Annotated in this window: 17 protein-coding genes and 1 other RNA gene; 6 read left to right on the forward strand and 12 right to left on the reverse strand. The window is 65.4% G+C overall.

Going from position 1 to position 19,046, the window contains the following annotated elements; all coding sequences use genetic code 11:
- Positions 1 to 17: 17 nt before the first annotated feature.
- The 4 genes from ABXH26_RS07165 to ABXH26_RS07180 all read right to left on the reverse strand — a co-directional run bounded on the left by ABXH26_RS07165 (position 18) and on the right by ABXH26_RS07180 (position 3,656).
- Positions 18 to 323, reverse strand: a complete 306-nt coding sequence (locus ABXH26_RS07165; RefSeq protein WP_353566366.1) for a hypothetical protein — start codon at positions 321 to 323, stop codon at positions 18 to 20.
- A gap of 69 nt (positions 324 to 392) precedes the next feature.
- Positions 393 to 1,586 carry an enoyl-ACP reductase FabV gene (fabV, locus tag ABXH26_RS07170; protein WP_353566367.1) on the reverse strand — a complete coding sequence of 398 codons (1,194 nt, stop codon included), beginning with the start codon at positions 1,584 to 1,586 and terminating at the stop codon, positions 393 to 395.
- A 95-nt stretch (positions 1,587 to 1,681) separates the two neighbouring features.
- Complete coding sequence (locus ABXH26_RS07175; protein ID WP_353566368.1) at positions 1,682 to 2,923, reverse strand: Zn-dependent hydrolase; 1,242 nt, start codon at positions 2,921 to 2,923, stop codon at positions 1,682 to 1,684.
- Positions 2,924 to 2,993: 70 nt separating this feature from the next.
- Positions 2,994 to 3,656, reverse strand: coding sequence for a DUF4230 domain-containing protein (locus ABXH26_RS07180; RefSeq protein WP_353566369.1), 663 nt, complete (start codon positions 3,654 to 3,656; stop codon positions 2,994 to 2,996).
- A 92-nt stretch (positions 3,657 to 3,748) separates the two neighbouring features.
- Between ABXH26_RS07180 and ABXH26_RS07185 the strand changes: the two genes are divergently transcribed.
- From ABXH26_RS07185 to ABXH26_RS07205, 5 genes are all read left to right on the forward strand, one after another.
- Positions 3,749 to 4,282: a DUF456 domain-containing protein gene (locus tag ABXH26_RS07185; protein WP_353566370.1), complete on the forward strand. Its 534-nt coding sequence runs from the start codon at positions 3,749 to 3,751 to the stop codon at positions 4,280 to 4,282.
- Positions 4,283 to 4,997: 715 nt separating this feature from the next.
- Positions 4,998 to 5,387, forward strand: an RNA gene (gene rnpB, locus ABXH26_RS07190) — RNase P RNA component class A.
- 181 nt (positions 5,388 to 5,568) lie between these two features.
- Entirely contained in the window at positions 5,569 to 6,999 is a 1,431-nt protein-coding gene (locus ABXH26_RS07195; RefSeq protein WP_353566371.1) for a Gfo/Idh/MocA family protein, read from the forward strand.
- 68 nt (positions 7,000 to 7,067) lie between these two features.
- Positions 7,068 to 9,716, forward strand: coding sequence for an endonuclease/exonuclease/phosphatase family protein (locus ABXH26_RS07200; RefSeq protein WP_353566372.1), 2,649 nt, complete (start codon positions 7,068 to 7,070; stop codon positions 9,714 to 9,716).
- Between the two features lie 98 nt (positions 9,717 to 9,814).
- Positions 9,815 to 11,191: a Gfo/Idh/MocA family protein gene (locus ABXH26_RS07205; RefSeq protein ID WP_353566373.1), complete on the forward strand. Its 1,377-nt coding sequence runs from the start codon at positions 9,815 to 9,817 to the stop codon at positions 11,189 to 11,191.
- A gap of 45 nt (positions 11,192 to 11,236) precedes the next feature.
- Here ABXH26_RS07205 and ABXH26_RS07210 read toward each other — a convergent pair whose 3' ends face one another.
- The 7 genes from ABXH26_RS07210 to gluQRS all read right to left on the reverse strand — a co-directional run bounded on the left by ABXH26_RS07210 (position 11,237) and on the right by gluQRS (position 16,023).
- On the reverse strand, positions 11,237 to 11,599 hold the full coding sequence (locus tag ABXH26_RS07210) for an RNA recognition motif domain-containing protein (RefSeq protein ID WP_353566374.1): 363 nt from the start codon (positions 11,597 to 11,599) through the stop codon (positions 11,237 to 11,239).
- 333 nt (positions 11,600 to 11,932) lie between these two features.
- Positions 11,933 to 12,487 (reverse strand): DUF5698 domain-containing protein, encoded by a 555-nt coding sequence (locus tag ABXH26_RS07215; protein ID WP_353566375.1) that lies wholly within the window; start codon positions 12,485 to 12,487, stop codon positions 11,933 to 11,935.
- A 122-nt stretch (positions 12,488 to 12,609) separates the two neighbouring features.
- On the reverse strand, positions 12,610 to 13,134 hold the full coding sequence (locus tag ABXH26_RS07220) for a hypothetical protein (protein WP_353566376.1): 525 nt from the start codon (positions 13,132 to 13,134) through the stop codon (positions 12,610 to 12,612).
- A 161-nt stretch (positions 13,135 to 13,295) separates the two neighbouring features.
- Positions 13,296 to 14,327, reverse strand: coding sequence for a phosphate acyltransferase PlsX (gene plsX, locus ABXH26_RS07225; RefSeq protein WP_353566377.1), 1,032 nt, complete (start codon positions 14,325 to 14,327; stop codon positions 13,296 to 13,298).
- A gap of 87 nt (positions 14,328 to 14,414) precedes the next feature.
- Positions 14,415 to 14,597: a 50S ribosomal protein L32 gene (gene rpmF / locus ABXH26_RS07230; protein WP_353566378.1), complete on the reverse strand. Its 183-nt coding sequence runs from the start codon at positions 14,595 to 14,597 to the stop codon at positions 14,415 to 14,417.
- Positions 14,598 to 14,609: 12 nt separating this feature from the next.
- Positions 14,610 to 15,119, reverse strand: a complete 510-nt coding sequence (locus ABXH26_RS07235; protein WP_353566379.1) for a YceD family protein — start codon at positions 15,117 to 15,119, stop codon at positions 14,610 to 14,612.
- Between the two features lie 52 nt (positions 15,120 to 15,171).
- On the reverse strand, positions 15,172 to 16,023 hold the full coding sequence (gluQRS, locus tag ABXH26_RS07240) for a tRNA glutamyl-Q(34) synthetase GluQRS (protein ID WP_353566380.1): 852 nt from the start codon (positions 16,021 to 16,023) through the stop codon (positions 15,172 to 15,174).
- 65 nt (positions 16,024 to 16,088) lie between these two features.
- Between gluQRS and ABXH26_RS07245 the strand changes: the two genes are divergently transcribed.
- Positions 16,089 to 17,603 (forward strand): phytoene desaturase family protein, encoded by a 1,515-nt coding sequence (locus ABXH26_RS07245; RefSeq protein WP_353566381.1) that lies wholly within the window; start codon positions 16,089 to 16,091, stop codon positions 17,601 to 17,603.
- A 363-nt stretch (positions 17,604 to 17,966) separates the two neighbouring features.
- Here ABXH26_RS07245 and ABXH26_RS07250 read toward each other — a convergent pair whose 3' ends face one another.
- Positions 17,967 to 18,956 (reverse strand): glycosyltransferase family protein, encoded by a 990-nt coding sequence (locus ABXH26_RS07250; RefSeq protein WP_353566382.1) that lies wholly within the window; start codon positions 18,954 to 18,956, stop codon positions 17,967 to 17,969.
- Positions 18,957 to 19,046: the final 90 nt, after the last annotated feature.

A 19,046-nucleotide genomic window follows, 5' to 3' on the forward strand; every position in this document is an offset into this window, starting at 1 on the left:
GAGAAGTCTTCCCGGGCTCAGATCATCCGAAGAACTTCTCCCTTCCCGTGGAGGGCCGTCGTTTCAGGCGCAGCCTTCCAATCCGTCCCGGACCGGCACCACTCCGCGTGCCGCAGGCCCTTGCCCACGCAGCCCTTCAGCTCGTGCGTGATGGCCGAGCCGAACTCAAGCTGGCGGAACACCAGGTTGTCCCACCGCAGGCGGGTGGCGTCCGAAATCTTGACGAAAGGCCCGACCGCCTCGGGAGTTCCAGGCACCGGCCCGTGCACCGGCACCCCCGAAGGAGCGGCGATGAAGAGCACGAGGAGCAGCAGGACTTTCATCGCCCGCATCCTGCCCCGGGCTCCTCCGCCCGGGTATCACGGGATGAGGGGCAGGTGATCGCGGGGGCCTCAGGAAAGGGACGGGACGCCAATGGCGGGGTCCGTCTCCGCCGAGTAATCGACGTTTTCCAGCCCGAAGCCGAACAAGCGCAGGAAGGAGGATTCGTAGCCTTCGACGTCGGCAAGTTGCTTGAGGTTGGCGCTATCGACCTGCCGCCACGCCTCATCGACCGCCTGCTGGACGTCGGCCTCCATTTCCCAGTCGTCGACGCGGATGCGGCCTTCGTCATCGGGCTGCGGGTCGGCTTTTCCATAGAGGCGGTCGCGGAACAGGCGGTCCATCTGCTCGATGGTGTCCTCGTGGGTGCCCTTGGCCTTCATCACCTTGTAGAGTAGGGAAATGTAGAGCGGCACCACGGGAATGGCGGACGACGCCTGGGTGACGAGCGCCTTGTTGACCGAGACCCAGGCCTTGCCGCCGAGTTCGGAGAGCTTGTCGTCGAGCGCGCGCTGGGCGCGTTCGAGGTCGATCTTGGCGGTGCCGATGGTGCCGTCCTTGTAGATCGGCCAGGTCACTTCCGGGCCGATGTAGGAGTAGGCGACGGTGGTCACGCCTTCGGCCAGCACCCCGGCTTCCTTGAGGGCATCGATCCACATTTCCCAGTCCTCGCCGCCCATCACCGCCACGGTCTGCGCGATGTCGTCCTCCGAGGCGGGCTCGATGGTCACCTCGTCGACGACGTGGTTGGAGGTGTTGAGGTTCTTGTTGGTGTAGCTCCGGCCGATCGGCTTGAGGCAGGACTTGAAGACCTCGCCGGTCTTCGGGTGCGTGCGGCGGGGGGAGGCGAGCGAGTAGATCACGCCATCGACCTGGCCGAGGTCGGCCTTGATGGCGTCGATCACCGTCTGCTTCATCTCGTCGGAAAACGCGTCGCCATTGAACGAGCGGGCATAGAGACCGGCGGCCTGCGCTTCCTTTTCGAAAGCGGCCGAGTTGTACCAGCCGGCGGTGCCGGTGCGCTTCTCGTCGCCGGGCTTTTCGAAAAACACGCCCATGGTGGCGGCACCGCATCCGAAGGCGGCGGCGATGCGCGAGGACAGGCCGTATCCGGTGGACGAGCCGACCACGAGGACCTTCTTCGGGCCGCCTTCGATCGGGCCCCGGGAGCGGACGAGCGCGATCTGGTCGGTGACGTGTTTGGCGCAGCCGTCGGGGTGCGCGGTGGTGCAGATGAAACCTCGGATCTTGGGCTCGACGATCATGGTGGGCGCGACCGTAGGGAGCCCCGCCGGGCCCCGCAAGTCCATCTCCGCGAGATGGGATGAAGCGCGGATTTCATCATCGGCGCTCCGGTCCGCTATCCTCGCAGGATCCACTCGATCGCCTTGTCGGCCAGCTTGTCCAGGGCGATGACCGACTGGACGAGGTGCTCCTCCTTGGTGTCCTCGATCTTGTTGTGGCTGATGCCGTGCAGGCTTTGGACAAACATCATCACCGTCGGGATGCCGGCGGCCGCGACCTCGGCGGCGTCGTGCAGCGGACCGGATGGCAGCCGGTGGGAAACGCCGCAAGTCTCCTTGATGGCTTCATCGCAGAGATCGATCAGCTCCGGATCGAAGGGCCGGGGCGCGATCTGCCACAGGCGCTCCCAGTCCACGGTCACGCCGCCCTCCTCGGCGAAGCGCTCGCTGGCGGCCTTCGCCTCGGCGAGCATGGTGGCGAGCTTGTCGGCATCAAGGTGACGTTGGTCGAGAGTCACGCGGCAGGTTTCCACCACGCTGGTCACGATGCCCGGCTCGGTGGTGCACGAGCCCATGGTGCAAACGCCCTCTCCGCTCCTGGCGGCGATCTCGTAGATCTCGGCGCTGAGTTTCCCCGCGGCCAGCAGGGCATCGCGCCGACGGTTCATCGGCGTGCTGCCCGAGTGCGCGGCCTGGCCGCGGAAGGTGATCGCATGGCGCTCGACGCCGAAGGTGCCGAGCACCGCGCCGAGCGACAGATCCAGGTCGAGCAGCACCGGACCCTGCTCGATGTGCAGCTCCAGGTAGGCCGCGGCGTTCTTGAGCTGCTCGCCGCTTTCTTTCACATGGTCGAGATCGATCCCGTGCTCGGCGATCGCGTCGGGCAGGGAAATGCCGTCCCGGTCCACGAGGACGCGCGCCTCCTCCAGGTCGAGATTTCCCGAACAGGCGGCCGAGCCGAACAGGCTCTTGCCGAAGCGCGCGCCTTCCTCGTCCGCCCAATCCACCACCCGCACCGTCACCGGCGGGCGGCCGTCGTATTGCTCGTTGAGGCGACGCAGCACGGCGACTCCCGCGAGGATGTTCAGGCAGCCGTCGAGCCAGCCGCCGTTGGGCACCGAGTCGATGTGGCCGCCGATCAGCAGCTCCTGGGCCGACTCGCCTCGGAGAGTGGCCCAGACGTTGCCGGCCTCGTCGGTTTCCAGCTCGACCGGCATGCCTTCGAAGAGCGTGCGATACCACTCCCGCGCCTTGACCCAGACCGGTGTGAACGCGACGCGGTGGGCGCCATCCGCATCTCCCGTCAGGGCCCGCAGTTCCTTCAGTTCGGCGACGGTTCGTTCCGGATCGAGGCTCATTCCGAGGATTCTGAAGCGGTTCCCGTGCCGTGGGGAGCTTGGAGTTTGCCCCCCAGCCGCCACTCCCGCGTCACTTCTCCGCCTGCTTTGACGCCCGTTCGATCTTCACCTCATCGACGCCCAACAGGTCCTTGATCCGCGTTTCCAGGGTGGAGTCAACGAGGTCGAGCACGCCGGATTTTTTCGCCTCCACCCGCATCTGCTGGCGCAACTCGCGCAGCAGTTGGGAACGATCTCCGGCGTTGATGCTGTTGGCCCAGCCGTCCTTTTCGCTGAGCACCTCGAAGTCGATCAGCTCCACGGCCAGGACGTCCGCCTCCGGGAAGGTCGCGACGGGTTCGCCGTTCTCCATCCGCAGCGAGACGCCGTCGGCCAGCCGGTAGCCGGCGGTGACGCGGTAGTTTCCGCGCACCACGAGCTGCTTGGTGCCGGCGGGCAGGTATTTCAAAACGTAGGTCTCGTTCTCGAAGCGGCGCGTCGCCGACATGCGGAGCTCGACGAGCCCCAGCTCGCGGATGTCGTTCTGGGAAACCACCTCGGCCCGGCCCTCGACCACGCGGGTGTTGGAGTGGGTCAGCGCGGCGAGCACCTTGTCGAGGCTGCGGTCGAAACCCGCGGTGGTGCCGCGGGCGAAACTTTCCACCAGCCTCACGCCCAGCCATGCGAGCAGCAGGAAGCCAGCGATCACGACCAGCAATCGCAGCGTCTTCCAGCCTTCGGAGCGATGTTCCATGCGCATAAGTCGAGCGTGGTCGGGCGGTCTGTCAACGCCGCTTGATGGCCGTTTCGGTTGCCAGTCGGGCCGGGCGAGAGTATCCGGCGGGCATGTGGGAATGGTTGTCCGGGCTACCTTTCTGGCACGGCATGGGCGTGACCGGCGGCTGGATCGTGACCATCGTGCTGATCGTCGTCGGCCTGGCCGGCTGCGTGGTGCCGGTGCTTCCCGGCCATCTTTTCATCCTCGGCGCCGCGGTCTGGCACTGGTTCGTTTTTCGCGGGGATTCGGGGGTGGAATGGTGGACCTTCGTGGTGCTCGGAGCCTTGCTGGCGGGATCGCAGATTTTCGAATGGGTGAGCGGCGCCGCCGGCTCGAAGTGGTTCGGCGGCACCAAATGGGGCGCGGCCGGCGCCATGATCGGGGCGTTGGTGGGGATGTTCTTCATGCCCTTCGGGCTGGTGCTCGGCCCCTTGATCGGTGCCTACGGCTTCGAAGCGCTGTTTGCCAAACAAGGCCATCGCGAGGCCCTCAACTCCGGCGTCGGCTCGGCCGTCGGCACCCTCGCCTCCCTGGTGGTGAAGCTCGCCGTCGGCGTGGCCATGATCCTCTGGTTCGCGCTCGACTTGGCTTTCATCGGCTGAGGCCGGCAACGATCCACCTCGTCGTGCAACGGCGCGGCCAAGCCCTCCACAGCTCTCTTCTCCGCAGCTGACCTCGGTGCCGGCGCTTTCGTTGCTGGCCCTTTCGTTGCTGGCTCTTCGTCGCTGGCCCTTCGCTGCTGGCCCTTCGCTGCTGGCCCTTCGCTGCTGGCTCCACGCCTCCCGGCTCGGGTTTCCGCCCGCCTTGCTTCCGCTACCAGAGAAAATCGCATATCTCAGATGTGCGATACCAAGCGTGGAGCCGCGACGTGTGTGCAGGAAGTGGGGGGGTTAGGGTTAGGGGGAGGGGTAGGGTCGGCATCACGGGAGCGTTCGCCACGATGATGCGGGCTCCTGGCTCTTGGAAGGCATTGGAGCTGCGATCCGGCTTGCGGGGTGATTGGAACTATGAATCGGGCGAAAAGGTCACCCCGCGGAAGAGGGTTTTCCGGGCGAGGAAGGTTGCGGGGTGATTGGAACAATGAACCGGGCGAAAAGATCGAAATCGAACCACGAAATATCCGGAAAACACGGAAGGGCGCTGGGGAGCGGCTTCGTCGATGGATTGGGTAACCCCGGACCCCGGACCCCGGACCCCGGACCAAGGACCAAGGACCAAGGACCAAGGACCACGGACCACGGACCACGGACCACGGACCACGGACCACGGACGAACTTGGAACTTGGAACTTGGCCGGTGGTGGTCGAGGATCTGCCCGCCGCTCCCCGGGCGATCGCTGTTGGTTTTTTCGGAAACCGGCAGAGGAAAGTCCGGACACCACAGGGCAGCGTGCCCCTTGAAAAAGGGGGACGGTCGCGTCAAGGCGACCGGACGGAAAGTGCAGCAGAAAACAAACCGCTCCGACTCGTCGGAGTAAGGGTGAAAAGGTGGGGTAAGAGCCCACCGCGCCGGAGGTAACGACGGTGGCACGGCAAACCCCGCGTGGTGCAAGACAGAACAGGGGAAGGGCTGCCCGCCCGCCGAATCCCCGGGTATTAGTCGCCGCCCCGAGTCCTCGGGGCCGCCGCCTCGCGCGGTGAGAGAAATGATCGCCCAGTCCCGCAAAGGCAGGACGGACAGAATCCGGCTTACAGGGGAGCGGCCGCCCTTTTCCTGATTCACCGGATACCCCCGGCGGGCGCGGCATTTTCGCGGCAGTCGTCTCCGCGCGAGGGTCGATTTTTTCATAAAAAATGCCTCCCCCGAATGGAGTGCCGATCTTTCCATGACACATGCCCGCTGTCGGGTTGAGAAAAGAATCGTCGCCAGACCGTAGTAAGCCACGCCCATGTCAGCGAAACCCTACCTCACCAGCCGCCGTCATTTCATCCAGGGAGCCGGAGCCCTCGCCTTCGCCACCTTCGCCGCGCCGTCTTTCGGGGCCGTGGGGGCGAACGATCGCATCCGCCTCGCGCTGATCGGTTGCGGAGGGCGGGGGAATTCGCTCTTCGACCAGTTTTCCGGCGAGAAGGATGTCGAGTTCGTCGCCTTCGCCGATCCCGACCAGCAGCACCTCGACAAGATCGGCGAGAAGGCACCGAAGGCGGAAAAGTTCACCGACTACCGCAAACTCCTCGAGCGAAAGGACATCGACGCGGTCGTCATCGCCTCCCCGAATTACTGGCACGCCATCCACACCATCCACGCCTGCCAGGCCGGCAAGGACGTGTATGTCGAAAAGCCGGTCACCTTTTCCCTCGAGCAGGGCCAGGCCATGCTCGCCGCGGAGAAAAAATACGATCGCATCATCCAGGCCGGCACCCAGAACCGGTCGGACACCGGCCTGATCGACGCCTTTCAGGCGATCCAGGAGGGCAAGTTCGGCAAGATTCTCCAGCTGCGGGGCCTCTGCTACCGCAACCGCACCGGCATCGGGAAGCTCGATCACCCGCTGGAAATTCCCGCCTCGGTCGACTACAACCTGTGGCTCGGTCCGCGTCCGGACGAGCCGATCCGGCGGCCGCACCTGCACTACGATTGGCACTGGGACTACAACACCGGCAATGGCGACATCGGAAACCAGGCGCCGCACGAGTTCGACCTGATCAGCTGGCTGCTCGGCGACCCGCGGTTTTCCGGCGACATGCATTGCCTCGGCAACCGCTTCGGCTGGGACGATGCGGGGAACACGCCCAACCTCCAGACCGCGTGGTATGAGATGGCCGGCGTGCCGGTGGTGTTCGAGGTGAACGACATGACCCTCAAACCGGACGTCAACGCGTCGCCCGCCTTCAAGGGCGTGCGCGTGGGCATCGTGGCCACCTGCGAGGGCGGCGAGTTCCGCGGCGGTCGCGGCGGTGGTTTCGTGGTCGGGGAGGACGGGAAAACCAAGATCGCCAAGTTTCCGGGAGACGCCGGGGGAGGGCATGCGCGCAATTTCCTCGATGCGGTGAAGTCGCGCGATGCCTCGTCGCTGCGCGGCAAGCTCGCCCATGCGGTGCATTCGGCGGAGGTGGTCCACCTCGCCAACCTCGCCTACCGCGCTGGCGAGCCGGTCCCGCGGACCAAGCTCGTCGGAGATTTGCCGGAGACCATCGCCGACGTCATCGAGCGGCAGGAACGCCAGCTCAAGGCGTGGTCGATCGATACCGAGAAAACGCCCTACGTCCTGGGCGCGCCGGCGGCGATGAAGAACGGCCAGCCGCAAGGCGGGGCGAAGCTCATGTCGCTCGCAGACACGACCTACCGCGAGGGTTTCCCGCTGCCGGAGATTTCTTGAAGATCCGGCCGGATTGACGCGGGAATCGGGAGATGGACCCGCCGGGCATCCGTGTGTAGGGGTGCGCCATGCTGAAAGGGCTGCTCGCTTGGTTTGCCTTGTTGACGGCCGTCCACGCGGTCGGTCTTCGCGTCGCCACCTTCAACATCGAGACCCACCGCAATACCGAAGGCTGGCCGGACTACGCTCTGGGAGATCCGGGCACACCTGACCACGACAGCGTCGCCGCCATCCTGGGCCGCGTGGACGCCGATGTGGTGGCCCTGCAGGAGGTCCACACCTCCGACCTCAGCGGTTCGCCCAGCGAGGTCGACCAGCTGGCCGCCACGCTCGGCCTGCCCTACCTCTATGCCGGGGTCAATTCCGGCAACTTCGACACCAGCCTGCGGGTGGTGATCCTTTCCCGCTATCCCTTCCTGTCCGCCGAGTCGATCACCTCGCCGCCCGGCGCCAAGGAGATCAGTCGCCACTGCCCGGCGGTGGTCGTTGATATTCCCGGCACCCCGGCCGACCCGCTGATCATTTCCGCCCACCTCAAGTCCGGCACCGCGGCCGCGGACAAGTTCCGCCGCGCGATCGAGATGCGCCGGCTCACCGACTACCTTTCCAGCTCCGGCTTCGCCGAAAGCGACAACTTCATCGTGATGGGCGACTTCAACCCATCGTCCACAACCACCACCTTCACCACGCCGCCGTCCGGGCTTCCCTCCACCTTCGATCTCGGCGAGGACCTATCGCTGCCGGTCACCTACACACCGGCCATGATCACCTACTTCGGCAGCCCGCAGCCGGTGCTGCTCGATCCCCGCCAGCTTGATGGCGATGACGGGACCTATGAGTTCGGGCAGACTCTCGACCTGCTGATGGTTTCCCCGGGCCTGGCCTCGCGACCGTATGCGACGGAGGTCTACAACTCCGAGATCGACGTTTCCAACAGTGCCGGGCTGCTCAAGTTCGGCTCGCCGCTGCCGGCCGCGACCAGTTCGACGGCTTCCGACCACTACATGGTGTTCGCCGATTTCGAGCTGGATCCCGACCTCGGTGCGCTCGGGCTGGCCAGCTCGGTGCCGTCGTTTGCCGAGGGAAACGGCTCGGCCACCCTCACCGTCACGCTGCCCGAGCCGCTCGGCGTGGAGGTTTCGGTATCGCTTTCCAGCGATGACTCCTCGGTCGTGCCAGCCGCTGCGTCGCTTACGATCCCGGCGGGTTCTGTCGCGGCCACCACCACGCTTTCCGCTCCCCGCGACTACCTGGCAACGGGGGTGCGGACGGTCGAGATCACCGCCGAAGCGAGCGGCTATGACGCGGACACGGTGACGGTGCAAATTCTCGACCCCGATACCGGTTACCAGCTCACAGGTCCGGGAGACGAGGTCTTCGAAGACTTCGACGGCTTCTCCGGCGATCACGATCCGGCACCGTGGCTTTCCGACGCCGTCATGTGGGCGGGGCTTGACGACGGCAGCGGCACCGCCGCGGGAGCGCGGTCCTACGGCTCGGGGGATGAGCAGGCCGTGGGCTATTCCGGGCAGGGGCCGATGGTTCTCGAAACGCCGATCGTCAATGTCTCGGCGGAGACGATGACGATGCTCGATGTTTCCTACGATGCGGAGATCTGGAAATGGCTGGCATCCGGCGCCGCGGACTCGATCGAGGTGGAACTCGAGGCGGGAGGAATCGTCACGCCGCTTCCGGCGCTCGGTTTCGCGCCGGCGACGAACGCCGCGGCCGGGACCGTCTTGCCGTTGGCCACCCGCGTGACCGGGCTTGCGGTGGGCCCGGGCGAGGACGCCGTGCTGCGGTTCCATTTCGTGCCCGGGGAAAACTCCGCGCCACCCTCCGACGCAGTGTGGATCAACGAGTTTCACTACGACAACTCGGGTACGGACGCCGGCGAGTTCGTGGAAATCGTGGTCGGCCCCGGCTATGCCGGCGCCCTCACCGGGGTCCAGCTCCTGCTCTACAATGGCAATGGCGGCGCGGCGTATGATTCCGCCACCTTGGATTCCTTCACCCTCGGGGAAACCACCTCGGATGGGTTCAAGATCTACTCCAAGCGGATCCCGGACATTCAGAACGGTTCTCCGGACGGCCTTGCGGTGGTGGTCGGCGGAGGAGTGTCCGAGTTCATTTCCTACGAGGGTACCTTCACGGCCACGACCGGAGCGGCGAGCGGGATGACATCGGTCGACGTCGGTGTTTCACAAAACGGGAGCGGGGCCGAGGAATACGGATCGATCCGCCGGGTCGGTACGGGCAGCTCGGGCGGAGATTTCACCTGGGCGCAGGACAATGCGGTGCCTCACAGCATCGGAACGATGAATGCCGGGCAGTCGATCGTGGCTCCCGGGCTTCCCTCGCAGGGCTTGGCCATCGACCGGGTGTCGGTGGTGTGGCAGGTCGATACCGATCTCGATGGCCTCGCCGACGATGAGGATCCGGACGACGACAACGACGGCATGAGCGACGAGGATGAGCTGGCCTTCGGCACCGATCCCGCCGATGCGGCTTCGATTTTCGAAACGGAACTCGTGATGGAGGGCGTGTTGCAGCTCCGGTTCCCCGGTGCGGAGGGGGTGGTCTACACCATCGAATGGTGCGACGACCTTGTGAGCTGGGACCACTCCGCCACGATCGAGGGGAATGGCTCCGCCATCTCATTCGGTGTGCCTAACGATGGCGATCGCGTCTTTCTCCGCGTCCGCGCGGGGGACTAACCGGGCCGGAGAGCGGCGGCGGCGGTTTCTGTCACCGAGCGAAAGACCTTCCTTCCGTCTCCGTATGGAGGCCCTGCACTCCCATATCTCATAGCATCATGACCTCGATCAATCGTCGCCATTTCCTCCAAAAGACCGGACTCGGAGCTAGCGGAATCGCCCTCGGATTCCCGGCCGTGGTCCGCGGGAAGGACCTTAACAGCCGCATCCAGGTCGCCTGCATCGGCGTCGGCGGCAAGGGCTCCAGCGACGTGGACGACACCGCCCGCTGCGGCGGCGAGATCGTCGCCCTGTGCGACGTCGACTCCCGCTTTCTCAACAGCAAGGCCGAGGCCTTTCCGGACGCGAAGAAGTTCGTCGATTACCGGAAAATGCTCACGGAGCTCGATGGCTCGATCGACGCGGTCGTCATTTCCGGCCCCGACCACATGCACGGTCCGGCGGCCGAGATGGCGTTGAAGGCCGGCAAGCACATCTACTGTCAGAAGCCGCTGACCCAGACGGTGTTCGAGGCCCGCGAGCTGCGTCGCATGGCCGGGGAAAAGAAGCTCGCCACGCAGATGGGCAACCAGGGCAGCGCGGGCGACGGCCTTCGGCGCGCGGTCGAGGTGGTGCAGGCCGGCGTGATCGGCAACCCGCTCGAGCTGCACGTCTGGAGCAACCGGCCGATCTGGCCGCAAGGCATCCCGCGGCCGGAAGGCTCGGACCCCGTGCCGGACTACCTTGATTGGAACCTGTGGCTTGGCGTCGCCGCCAAGCGGCCGTTCAAGGACGGCGTCTATCACGACTTCAAGTGGCGCGGCTGGAACGACTTCGGCACCGGGGCGCTGGGTGACATGGCCTGCCACACGGTCAACATGCCGTTCCGGGCGCTGAAGCTCGGCTATCCGACCCTGGTCGAGTGCGAGATGGCCTCGCGGATCTTCCCGGAAACCTATCCGCTGACCTCGCGCATCCGCTTCGAATTCCCCGAGCGCGAGGGCTTGCCGCCGGTCAAGTTCTGGTGGTACGACGGCTCACCGGGCAATGATTTCAAACCGCTGCGTCCCTACCCGGAAATCGTGCGGGAGGTCATGTTGCTGACCCGCCGCATGCCGGAGAGCGGCTGCCTGATCATCGGGGAAAAAGGCGCCATGTTCTCGCCGGACGACTACGGGGCCCACTCCTTCATCAAGCTGAAGAACGACGAGCGTTTCGTGAAAACCGCCGAGCACGAGGCGGCGATCGCGGTGCCGGAAAGCATTCCCCGCTCCCCGGGGCATAACGAGGAGTGGTTCCAGATGATGAAGGACGGCACGCCCGCCTATTCGAACTTCGACATCGCCGCCTACCTCACCGAGATCATCCTGCTCGGCTGCATCGCCCTGCGCGTGGGCGAGGGCGTGCGGATGGAATGGGACGGCCCGAACATGAAGTCGCCGAACTGCCCGCAGGCCGCGCAGTTCGTGAAGCGGGACAACCGGACCGGCTGGTAAGGGAAAACAAAGCGGCCCGCCGCAAGGCGGGCCGGTTCGTGGTCGTCAGATCGACTTGTAGCGGATCCGCTTGCCGTCGGGACCGATCGGGCGGTCGTCCACCTGGTTGGTTTCAACCTTCATGGAAACGCGGCGCGGGCGGGCGGCCGGATGGTCGTCGCGGCCACGATCGACGGCTTCGTCGGCGCGCAGCTCACGGCCGTCGAGCTTCATGTCGTTGATGGCCTCCATCGCCTTCATGCCCTCTTCGGGGCCGGGAAAGGTCACGAAGGCGAAGCCGCGCGGCTTGCCGGTCTCGCGATCGGAAGGGCGATGGATGTCGAGGATGGGTTCGTGATCGGCGAGGGCGTCGCGCAAATCCTGGTTGGTGGTTTCGTAGCTGAGGTTGCCTACAAAGACTTTCATCATGTTGTTTTCAGTGTGTTCACCCGCCGCCGGCAACCAAGGCACTGCGCTTCAACTCGAACCGACGAACAATCCACCCGCCAAGCAAACGACCAATCCCTGCCAGCGGCAGGCCTCAGGAAGCCATGACACGGACCCTCTCGAATTCCGAGAGCTTTTTACCGGCGGGCGCCGGGAACCGGGCCTCAAACCGCCGCGGGCCGGGGATCGGTGGGCACGCCGGGCCGGATCCCGCACTTTTACGGCCGGTTGCCCATTTCCTTGCCGTGCAGGCGATTTGTTCCGGCGCGGGACCGCAGCGGGCGGCCTCGTTAGTCCCGGCTATGGAAGCGGCGCTTATTTCCTCATCGGTGACCGGCGGCGGCTGGGAGGGCTCTGCGTGCGGGGCATCAGCACCTGGTTGGAGGTGCCGCCGTAGTCGAGCGTGTAGAAGATCCGCTCCCGCAGCGGCTTGAGGTGGGGCATCACCCGTGACAGCGCCCGCTTCGGCATGAAGCAGAACAGCATGTTCTTCTCGCCCGTCCGTCCCTCTCCCCGCAGAAGGGTGGTTCGGAGCCCCTCCTCGTGCAGCGCGCCGGCCAGATCGCGGACTTCGTCGCCGCCGACCGCCCTCAGCGTGAGGTTGCCCAGCGGGATCCGCCGTTCCACCAGGATGCCGAGGACGTTTCCCATCGAGAATCCCAGCGCGAAGAACAGGCCCAGCCACGGGTTTTCCTCGATGCGGGTCAGGGTCAGCGAAATCACCGACAGCCAGATCACCACCTCGACGAAGCCGAGGAGAAACGAGGTCTTCATCCGTCCGTCGATCACCGAGATCACGCGCAGGGTGCCGATCGTCACATCACTCATCCGCGCGAGCATGATCAGCAGGCCGATGCCAAGGGTCTGCATCCACTCCATCCGGGCAGCTTAGCCAAGGCACCCGAGGGCACAAGGGAAGGATCGGTCGCGGCGAGCACGGCCGGGCCCGCCGGAGAGGGTGCCATCGTTCTCGTGGGGCCGGCGCCGAAGCGTCAGTTGTTGACCGGATCCGGATGGGCGATCAGCCCGTGCGGGCCGTGCTCGAGGAGATAGACCTCGCGGGCGAGACCGCCTTTGCCATGGCCGCGCTCGACGGTGGCGCGGAGCATCGGATGGGCGTGCTGGATGGAGATAAGCCGGAACAGCGGCTCGCGGCGCATGCGGAAAAAGCAGTGCAGAGGGACATCCGGGTGACTGGCATTCCAGAGGAAGCGGGCGTGGCTGTAGCCCGGGATCCGGGAAAGCGCGAGCAGCACATGGCGAACACGGCGCTCGCCGTGGCGGTTGGCGAGACGGCCGGCGGCGCGCTTGGCGAGCATGGTTTCCCACCAGGTGGCCACCGGGTCCTCGACCGCCTCCTCGACTTCCACGATCAACTCCTGCGCATGCCACGCCATGGCGGCGTGGAGTTGCTCGCGGGTGATCGCGCCGGCCTCGAATTCCTCGAAGAGCCGGGGTGGGATGAGCGGTTCGGGCATCGCCCTCACTGAAGCGCCGATGAGGGATTCGGCAAGCATGGAGCGCCGATGATGAATTCGGCAGGTGGAGCGCCGATTATGAAATCGGCATTGCCTCGGCCCAAGGGCTGGAGTTTTCTTCGATAGGGAGCTCCGCAGCTCTCTACCCCGAACGTGCCGCATCTTCGAACAGGCGTGCCGATTTCATCATCGGCGCTCCTTCACGCCTCGGCCGACAAGGCCGCCAGGGCTTCGCGGATGTGGGCGTTGACCTTGTGGTCGACGCTTTCCACTCCGACGCGGATGGCGTTGCGGATGGCGACATCGGTCGAGCCGCCGTGGGCGATGATGACCACGCCGTTGACGCCGAGCAGCGGGCTGCCGCCGTAGCTTTCGGCGCTGGCCCGCTGCTTCAGCTCGGCGAAGGCGCCCTTGGCGAGCAGCGCGCCGGCCTTGCGGACGGGGCCGGCCATGATCGCCTGCTTGAGCCACTTCGACATCGCCTTGGCGGTCGCTTCCGCGGTTTTCAGCACGATGTTTCCGGTGAAACCGTCGCACAGGCAGACGTGGAGTTCCTCGTCGAACAGGTCGTGGCCCTCGACGTTGCCGATGAACTCGAAAGGCGCCTTGCCGGTGGCGGCGAAGTCCTTGACGAGCTGGAAGGTTTCCTTGGTGAAAGCCGTGCCCTTCTCGTCCTCTTCGCCGTTCGACATGATGCCGACCTTGGGCTTCTTGACGCCGTAGACACCGCGCGAAAAGGCACTGCCCATGATGGCGTAGCCGAGCAGGTGGGACGGCTTGGCCTCGGGGTTGGCGCCGGCATCCAGGAGGTGGCAGACGCCGTGCTCGTTGGGCAGGCCGGAGGCGATGCCCGCGCGCTCGATGCCGGGGATGAGGCGGAGCTTGATCTGGGCCGCCGCCACGCAGGCGCCGGTGTTGCCGGCAGAGACGAAGGCATCGGCGTCGCCGGATTTCACCAGCTCCATGGCGATCGAGATGGACGACTGCTTTTTCCTCCGGATGGCGGTGGCGCCGGCCTCGCACATGGCGATGACCTCGGTGGACGGGACGATCGCGATCCGTGGGTCGTCAAGCTTCAGCCCGTGAGCGGCGGCACCGGCGCGGATCGCCGCTTCGTCGCCGACGAGGTGGAGCTTTTTCAGTGTGGGGAAGTCGGCCAGCGCTGCGGCGGCACCGGCGAGGTTGACTTCGGGCGCGCGGTCGCCGCCCATGACGTCGAGGGCTACTTTCATCGGAGCGTGGGATGTGGATACAGAAAATCACCGCTCCGGCGGTGCGGAGCGGCGACTTCAGGAAAGTCCATGGGGGCGCGGCGCGCTTTAGAACGCGTCGACCTCAAGCACCTTGCGACCGGCGTAGTAACCGCAGGACGGGCAGGCGATGTGCGACGGGATGCGGCTGTCGCATTCCGGGCAGGTCTTGAAGATCGGGGCCTTCCAGCGGTTTGCGCCACGGCGCATTTTCTGACGGCTCTTGGATTGACGACGCTTGGGTACTGCCATGACGAGAAAAGGTTAGCGGTCTGAATCGGTGTTCTTCAGCGCGTCGAGGGCGGCCCATCGGTCGTCCCCTTCGGCGCGGGGGCGCGTCTCTACAGTATCGCCCGCGGGTTTGTCCACTGCCAAATATCGAGGATCGATTTCGCACTCCTGCGGCTCGTCGGCGTTCTCGCAGCGGGGATCGGCCGGGAGGTTGATCAGGATCTCCTCGCGCACGGCCTCGGTCGCGTCGATTTCCTCGCCCTCGGTGATTTCCATGGAAATGGCGGCCGGGTCCACCTCGATGGTCTGGATGAAGGGGTGGATCGTGCGCACGCAGGTGAATTCGAACGGCGCGGAAATCCGCCCGGTGAGCAGCAGCTCGGAGCCGAAGCGCTGGACGTGGAGGTCGAATTCGAGCGGGCCGACGGCCTTGGCGTCGTCGTCCTCGGGCAGGTCGAAGATCTCGGCCGGGAGTTCGCCGGAGAGCGGCTGGCCCTCGTCGGGCAGGGTGGCGAGATCGATGAGGAGGAGCTTCTTTTTCATGCGATGGGTGAGGGAAAATGATGGAGCCGAAGCCTCGGTCCCTGGCGACCCGCTACTCGCTGCAGGCTACCGGCAACGGCGGCAGCATAGCGTGGATTTCGGCCGGCGACAGGCCGGATTCGCGGTAGGTGCGCAGGGCGCGGGCGTCGTCGCGCTTGGCCAGCCGGCGACCGGACGAGTCGGTGACCAGCGGGTGGTGGAGGTAGCGGGGTTCGGGAAATCCGAGCAGCGCCTGAAGCACGCGGTGAAGGTGGGTGGAGGCAAGCAGGTCCTCACCGCGGGTGACGTGGCTGATCTGCTGCGCGGCGTCGTCGGTGACCACCGCGAGGTGGTAGGAGGTGCCGATGTCGCGGCGGGCAAGCACGGCGTCGCCGAGCAGGAAGGGATCGACCTCGACGCGGCCGAAACGCAGGTCTTCGAAGGTCAGCGGGCCGCAACGTTCGGCGGCGGCCGCGGCATCGATCCGCCACGCCGGCTCGCGGCCTTCGGCGCGGAGGGCTGCGATTTTCCCAGCCCCCAGCCCGCGGCAGGTGCCGGGGTAAAGCGGGCCCTCGGGTCCTTGCGGGGCGGAAGTCATGGCGTCGAGTTCGGCCTCGATTTCGCGGCGGGTGCAGAAGCAGGGATAGACGACGCCGAGCGATTTCAGGGTTTCCAGCGTGAGCCCGTAGGCATCGAGCCGGTCGAGCTGACGCCAGGGCGTTTCCTCGAATCGGATGCCCAGCCAGTCGAGGTCCTTGATGGCGGCCTCGTAGTATTCCGGCCGGATGCGGGTGTGATCGATGTCCTCGAAGCGCAGCAGGCATGTTCCGCCGCGGCGGACGGCGAGCTGGAAGGCCACCTCGGCCGCGTAGGCGTGCCCGAGGTGGAGCAGGCCGGTGGGACTGGGAGCGAAGCGGGTGAACACGGGGTGGCAAGTTGCAGATTTCCGTTAGCGTCGCAAGCGACATGGGCTATCGAAAGGGCGAACAGATGGCTGACAAACGCGTGTTGATCGTGGGCGCCGGGCCCGGAGGATTGACGGCGGGGATGATCCTCGCCCGTCGCGGGCTGGACGTGACGATCGTGGAAAAGCAGGACCGCGTGGGCGGACGGAATGCCGAGCTACGGGCGGGCGAGTTCTCCTTCGACACCGGCCCGACCTTTCTGCACCAGAAGTTCACCCTCGACGAGGTCTTCGCCGAGGCGGGTCGCAAGGCCGATGACTACCTCGATTTCGTCAAGCTCGACCCGATGACCCGCCTGACCTGGGGTGATGTCTCGCTGGAAACCACGACCGACATCGACCGCATGGCGTCGAACATCGAGGCGGCATTTCCCGGCGACTCGGAAGGCTACCGTCGCTTCATGGACGACCACACCGCCAAGCTGCGGACGATTTTTCCCTGCCTCCAGCGACCCTACCACCGGATCGGCTCCTACCTCCACGTCAACCTCCTCAAGGCTCTGCCCTACGTGGCCACGCTGAACTCGGTGTGCGACGTGCTCGACGATTACTTCCAGGACGACCGGCTGAAGCTCGCCTTCACCTTCCAGTCGAAATACCTCGGCATGTCGCCATGGAAATGCCCGGCGCTGTTCAGCATCCTGTCGTATCTCGAGTACCGCTACGGCATCTATCATACCCAGGGAGGGCTGTGCCGGATCTCCGAGGCGATGGCGACGGTCTTCCAGGAGCACGGCGGCACGTTGCGGCTCAATGCGCCGGTGAAGGAGCTGCGATTTGCGGGCGGGAAAACGACCGGCGTGGAACTCGCGGACGGCGAGGTGATCGAGGCGGACGACGTCATCCTGAACGCCGACTACGCGCAGGCCGCGACGAAGATGCTCAACGGCCACAGCGTCCCGCGCGAGAAGATGGAGAAGAAGAAGTTCTCGTGCTCGACCTTCATGCTCTATCTCGGGCTTGATACGATCTATCGCGACGAGCCGCATCACCACATCCTGTTCGCCGACGACTATCACCTCAACGTCAAGCAGATCCAAGGCGAGAAGGATGTCTCGAAAGACATGTCGATCTACATCCGGAACTCCTCGGTGACCGACCCGACCGTGGCCCCGGAGGGGAAATCCGGGATTTACGTGCTGGTGCCGACCATCAACTGCCGCCACGGGCATTCGTGGGAGGAAACCAAGCAGGCCTACCGCGATGAGGTGCTGGCGAGGATCGAGGCGCGGACCGGGATGAAGGACCTGCGGTCGCACGTCGTCGAGGAACGGATCATCACGCCGGAGGGCTGGCGCGACGACCTGGATGTCTTCATGGGCGCCACCTTCAACCTGGCGCACACGCTCGACCAGATGCTCTACCTCCGCCCGCACAACCGGATGGACGGCCTGGAGAACGTGTATCTCGTCGGCGGCGGCACCCACCCCGGCAGCGGCCTGCCGACGATCTACGAGAGCGGCCGTATTTCGGCCAACCTGCTGTGCGAGGAGCGCGGAATCGGCTACGAGCGTGTGGACCTGGCGAGCGAGTTTTTATAGGAGCCGTGGAGCGCCATGGAGCGCCGATCATGAGATCGGCATCGCCTGTTCGGGGAGACGGCGAGTTCGATGTAGAGAGCTTTCGGGCACCCTATCACCATGGAACTCCGCTCGCTTGGTGAGGCGATGCCGATCTCATGATCGGCGCTCCAACTCCTCCACGATGGTGCGCGCCCCTCCGCGATGTAGAGAGCTTTCGGGCACCCTATCACCATAGAACTCCGCTCGCTTGGTGAGGCGATGCCGATCTCATGATCGGCGCTCCAACTCCTCCACGATGGTGCGCGCCCCTCCGCGATGTAGAGAGCTTCCGGGCACCCTATCACCATGGAACTCCGCTCGCTTGGTGAGGCGATGCCGATCTCATGATCGGCGCTCCAACTCCTCCACGATGATGCGCGCCACCTCCGTGCCCGAGTAATCGCGGTGGTTCCGCTCCCAGCCCTTTTCCGCGATGGCGTTCCGCGCGTCCGGGTCGCCGGCGAAATGCCGGATCTTTTCCGCAAGGTCGTCGATGCCTTCGAAGTAGACGATTTCATCCTCCGCATAGAGCTTCTCCAAGCCCGCCCCGCGTGGAGTGAGGGTGAGGATGCCGTTTCCCATCAGCTCGGCGATCCTTGACGACGAATAAAGCTCCACATCACTCCGCCTGCTCAAATTCAGCGCCATCTTCGAGCGCCGGATGACCTGCTCCTTTTCCCAACCCATGATCAGCGGCTGGTCGAGGCAGCCGTAGTAGCCGACCCGCAGCCCCGGCAGCTTGTCGCGCAACTCGGCGAGGAAAGCGCGGCGCTCGGGCTGGCCCTTGTCGCGGCCGAAAAAGAGAAGGTCGTGAACGAACTCGTCCTCCGGCGTCTCGAAAGCCCGGTGGCACTCGATGCCGGCATCCACCGCACTCGGGATGAAAAACGCCGGGCAGTCCGGCGTGGCGAAGGACTCGAGCAGCGGCCCGCCGGTCGAGCAGAAAAGCGCGTCGAGCACCGGGGTGCGGTCGCGCAAGTGCCGCGTGGCCTCCTCGTCCCAGAGAGGATCGACATACCAGAGCCCGATCCGGATTTCCGGCAGGATGCTCCGGATTTCGCGCAGCGTATCGGCGGTGATCCACTGGGCATGGCCGAGGATGAGGAGGTCTGGATGGACGTTGCGGCAGGTCTCGACCAGCGCCTTGTTGGCCTTCTTTTTCCCGAAGGACTTGCTGCCGGTAGGCGAGAGCATCCGCGCGCGGTCGTTGAGGGAAAAAGTGTAAACGAAGTGCCCGAGCCGGATCAGGCCGTGGTGGATTTTTTGATCCTGGTTCCACAAATGCTCGCCGTCCTTGTCGAACTGGAGGTTGCAGGCGTGGACGATGCGCATGGCCGGAGGCTAGGCTGCAAGGTTTTGGGGTGGAAAGGGCTTTCCGGGGGGCGATTGCAGGATGGACGGCCTCGTGAGGATGAATGGGAT

Source organism: Haloferula sargassicola, from assembly GCF_040362925.1.
GTDB lineage: Bacteria > Verrucomicrobiota > Verrucomicrobiia > Verrucomicrobiales > Akkermansiaceae > Haloferula > Haloferula sargassicola.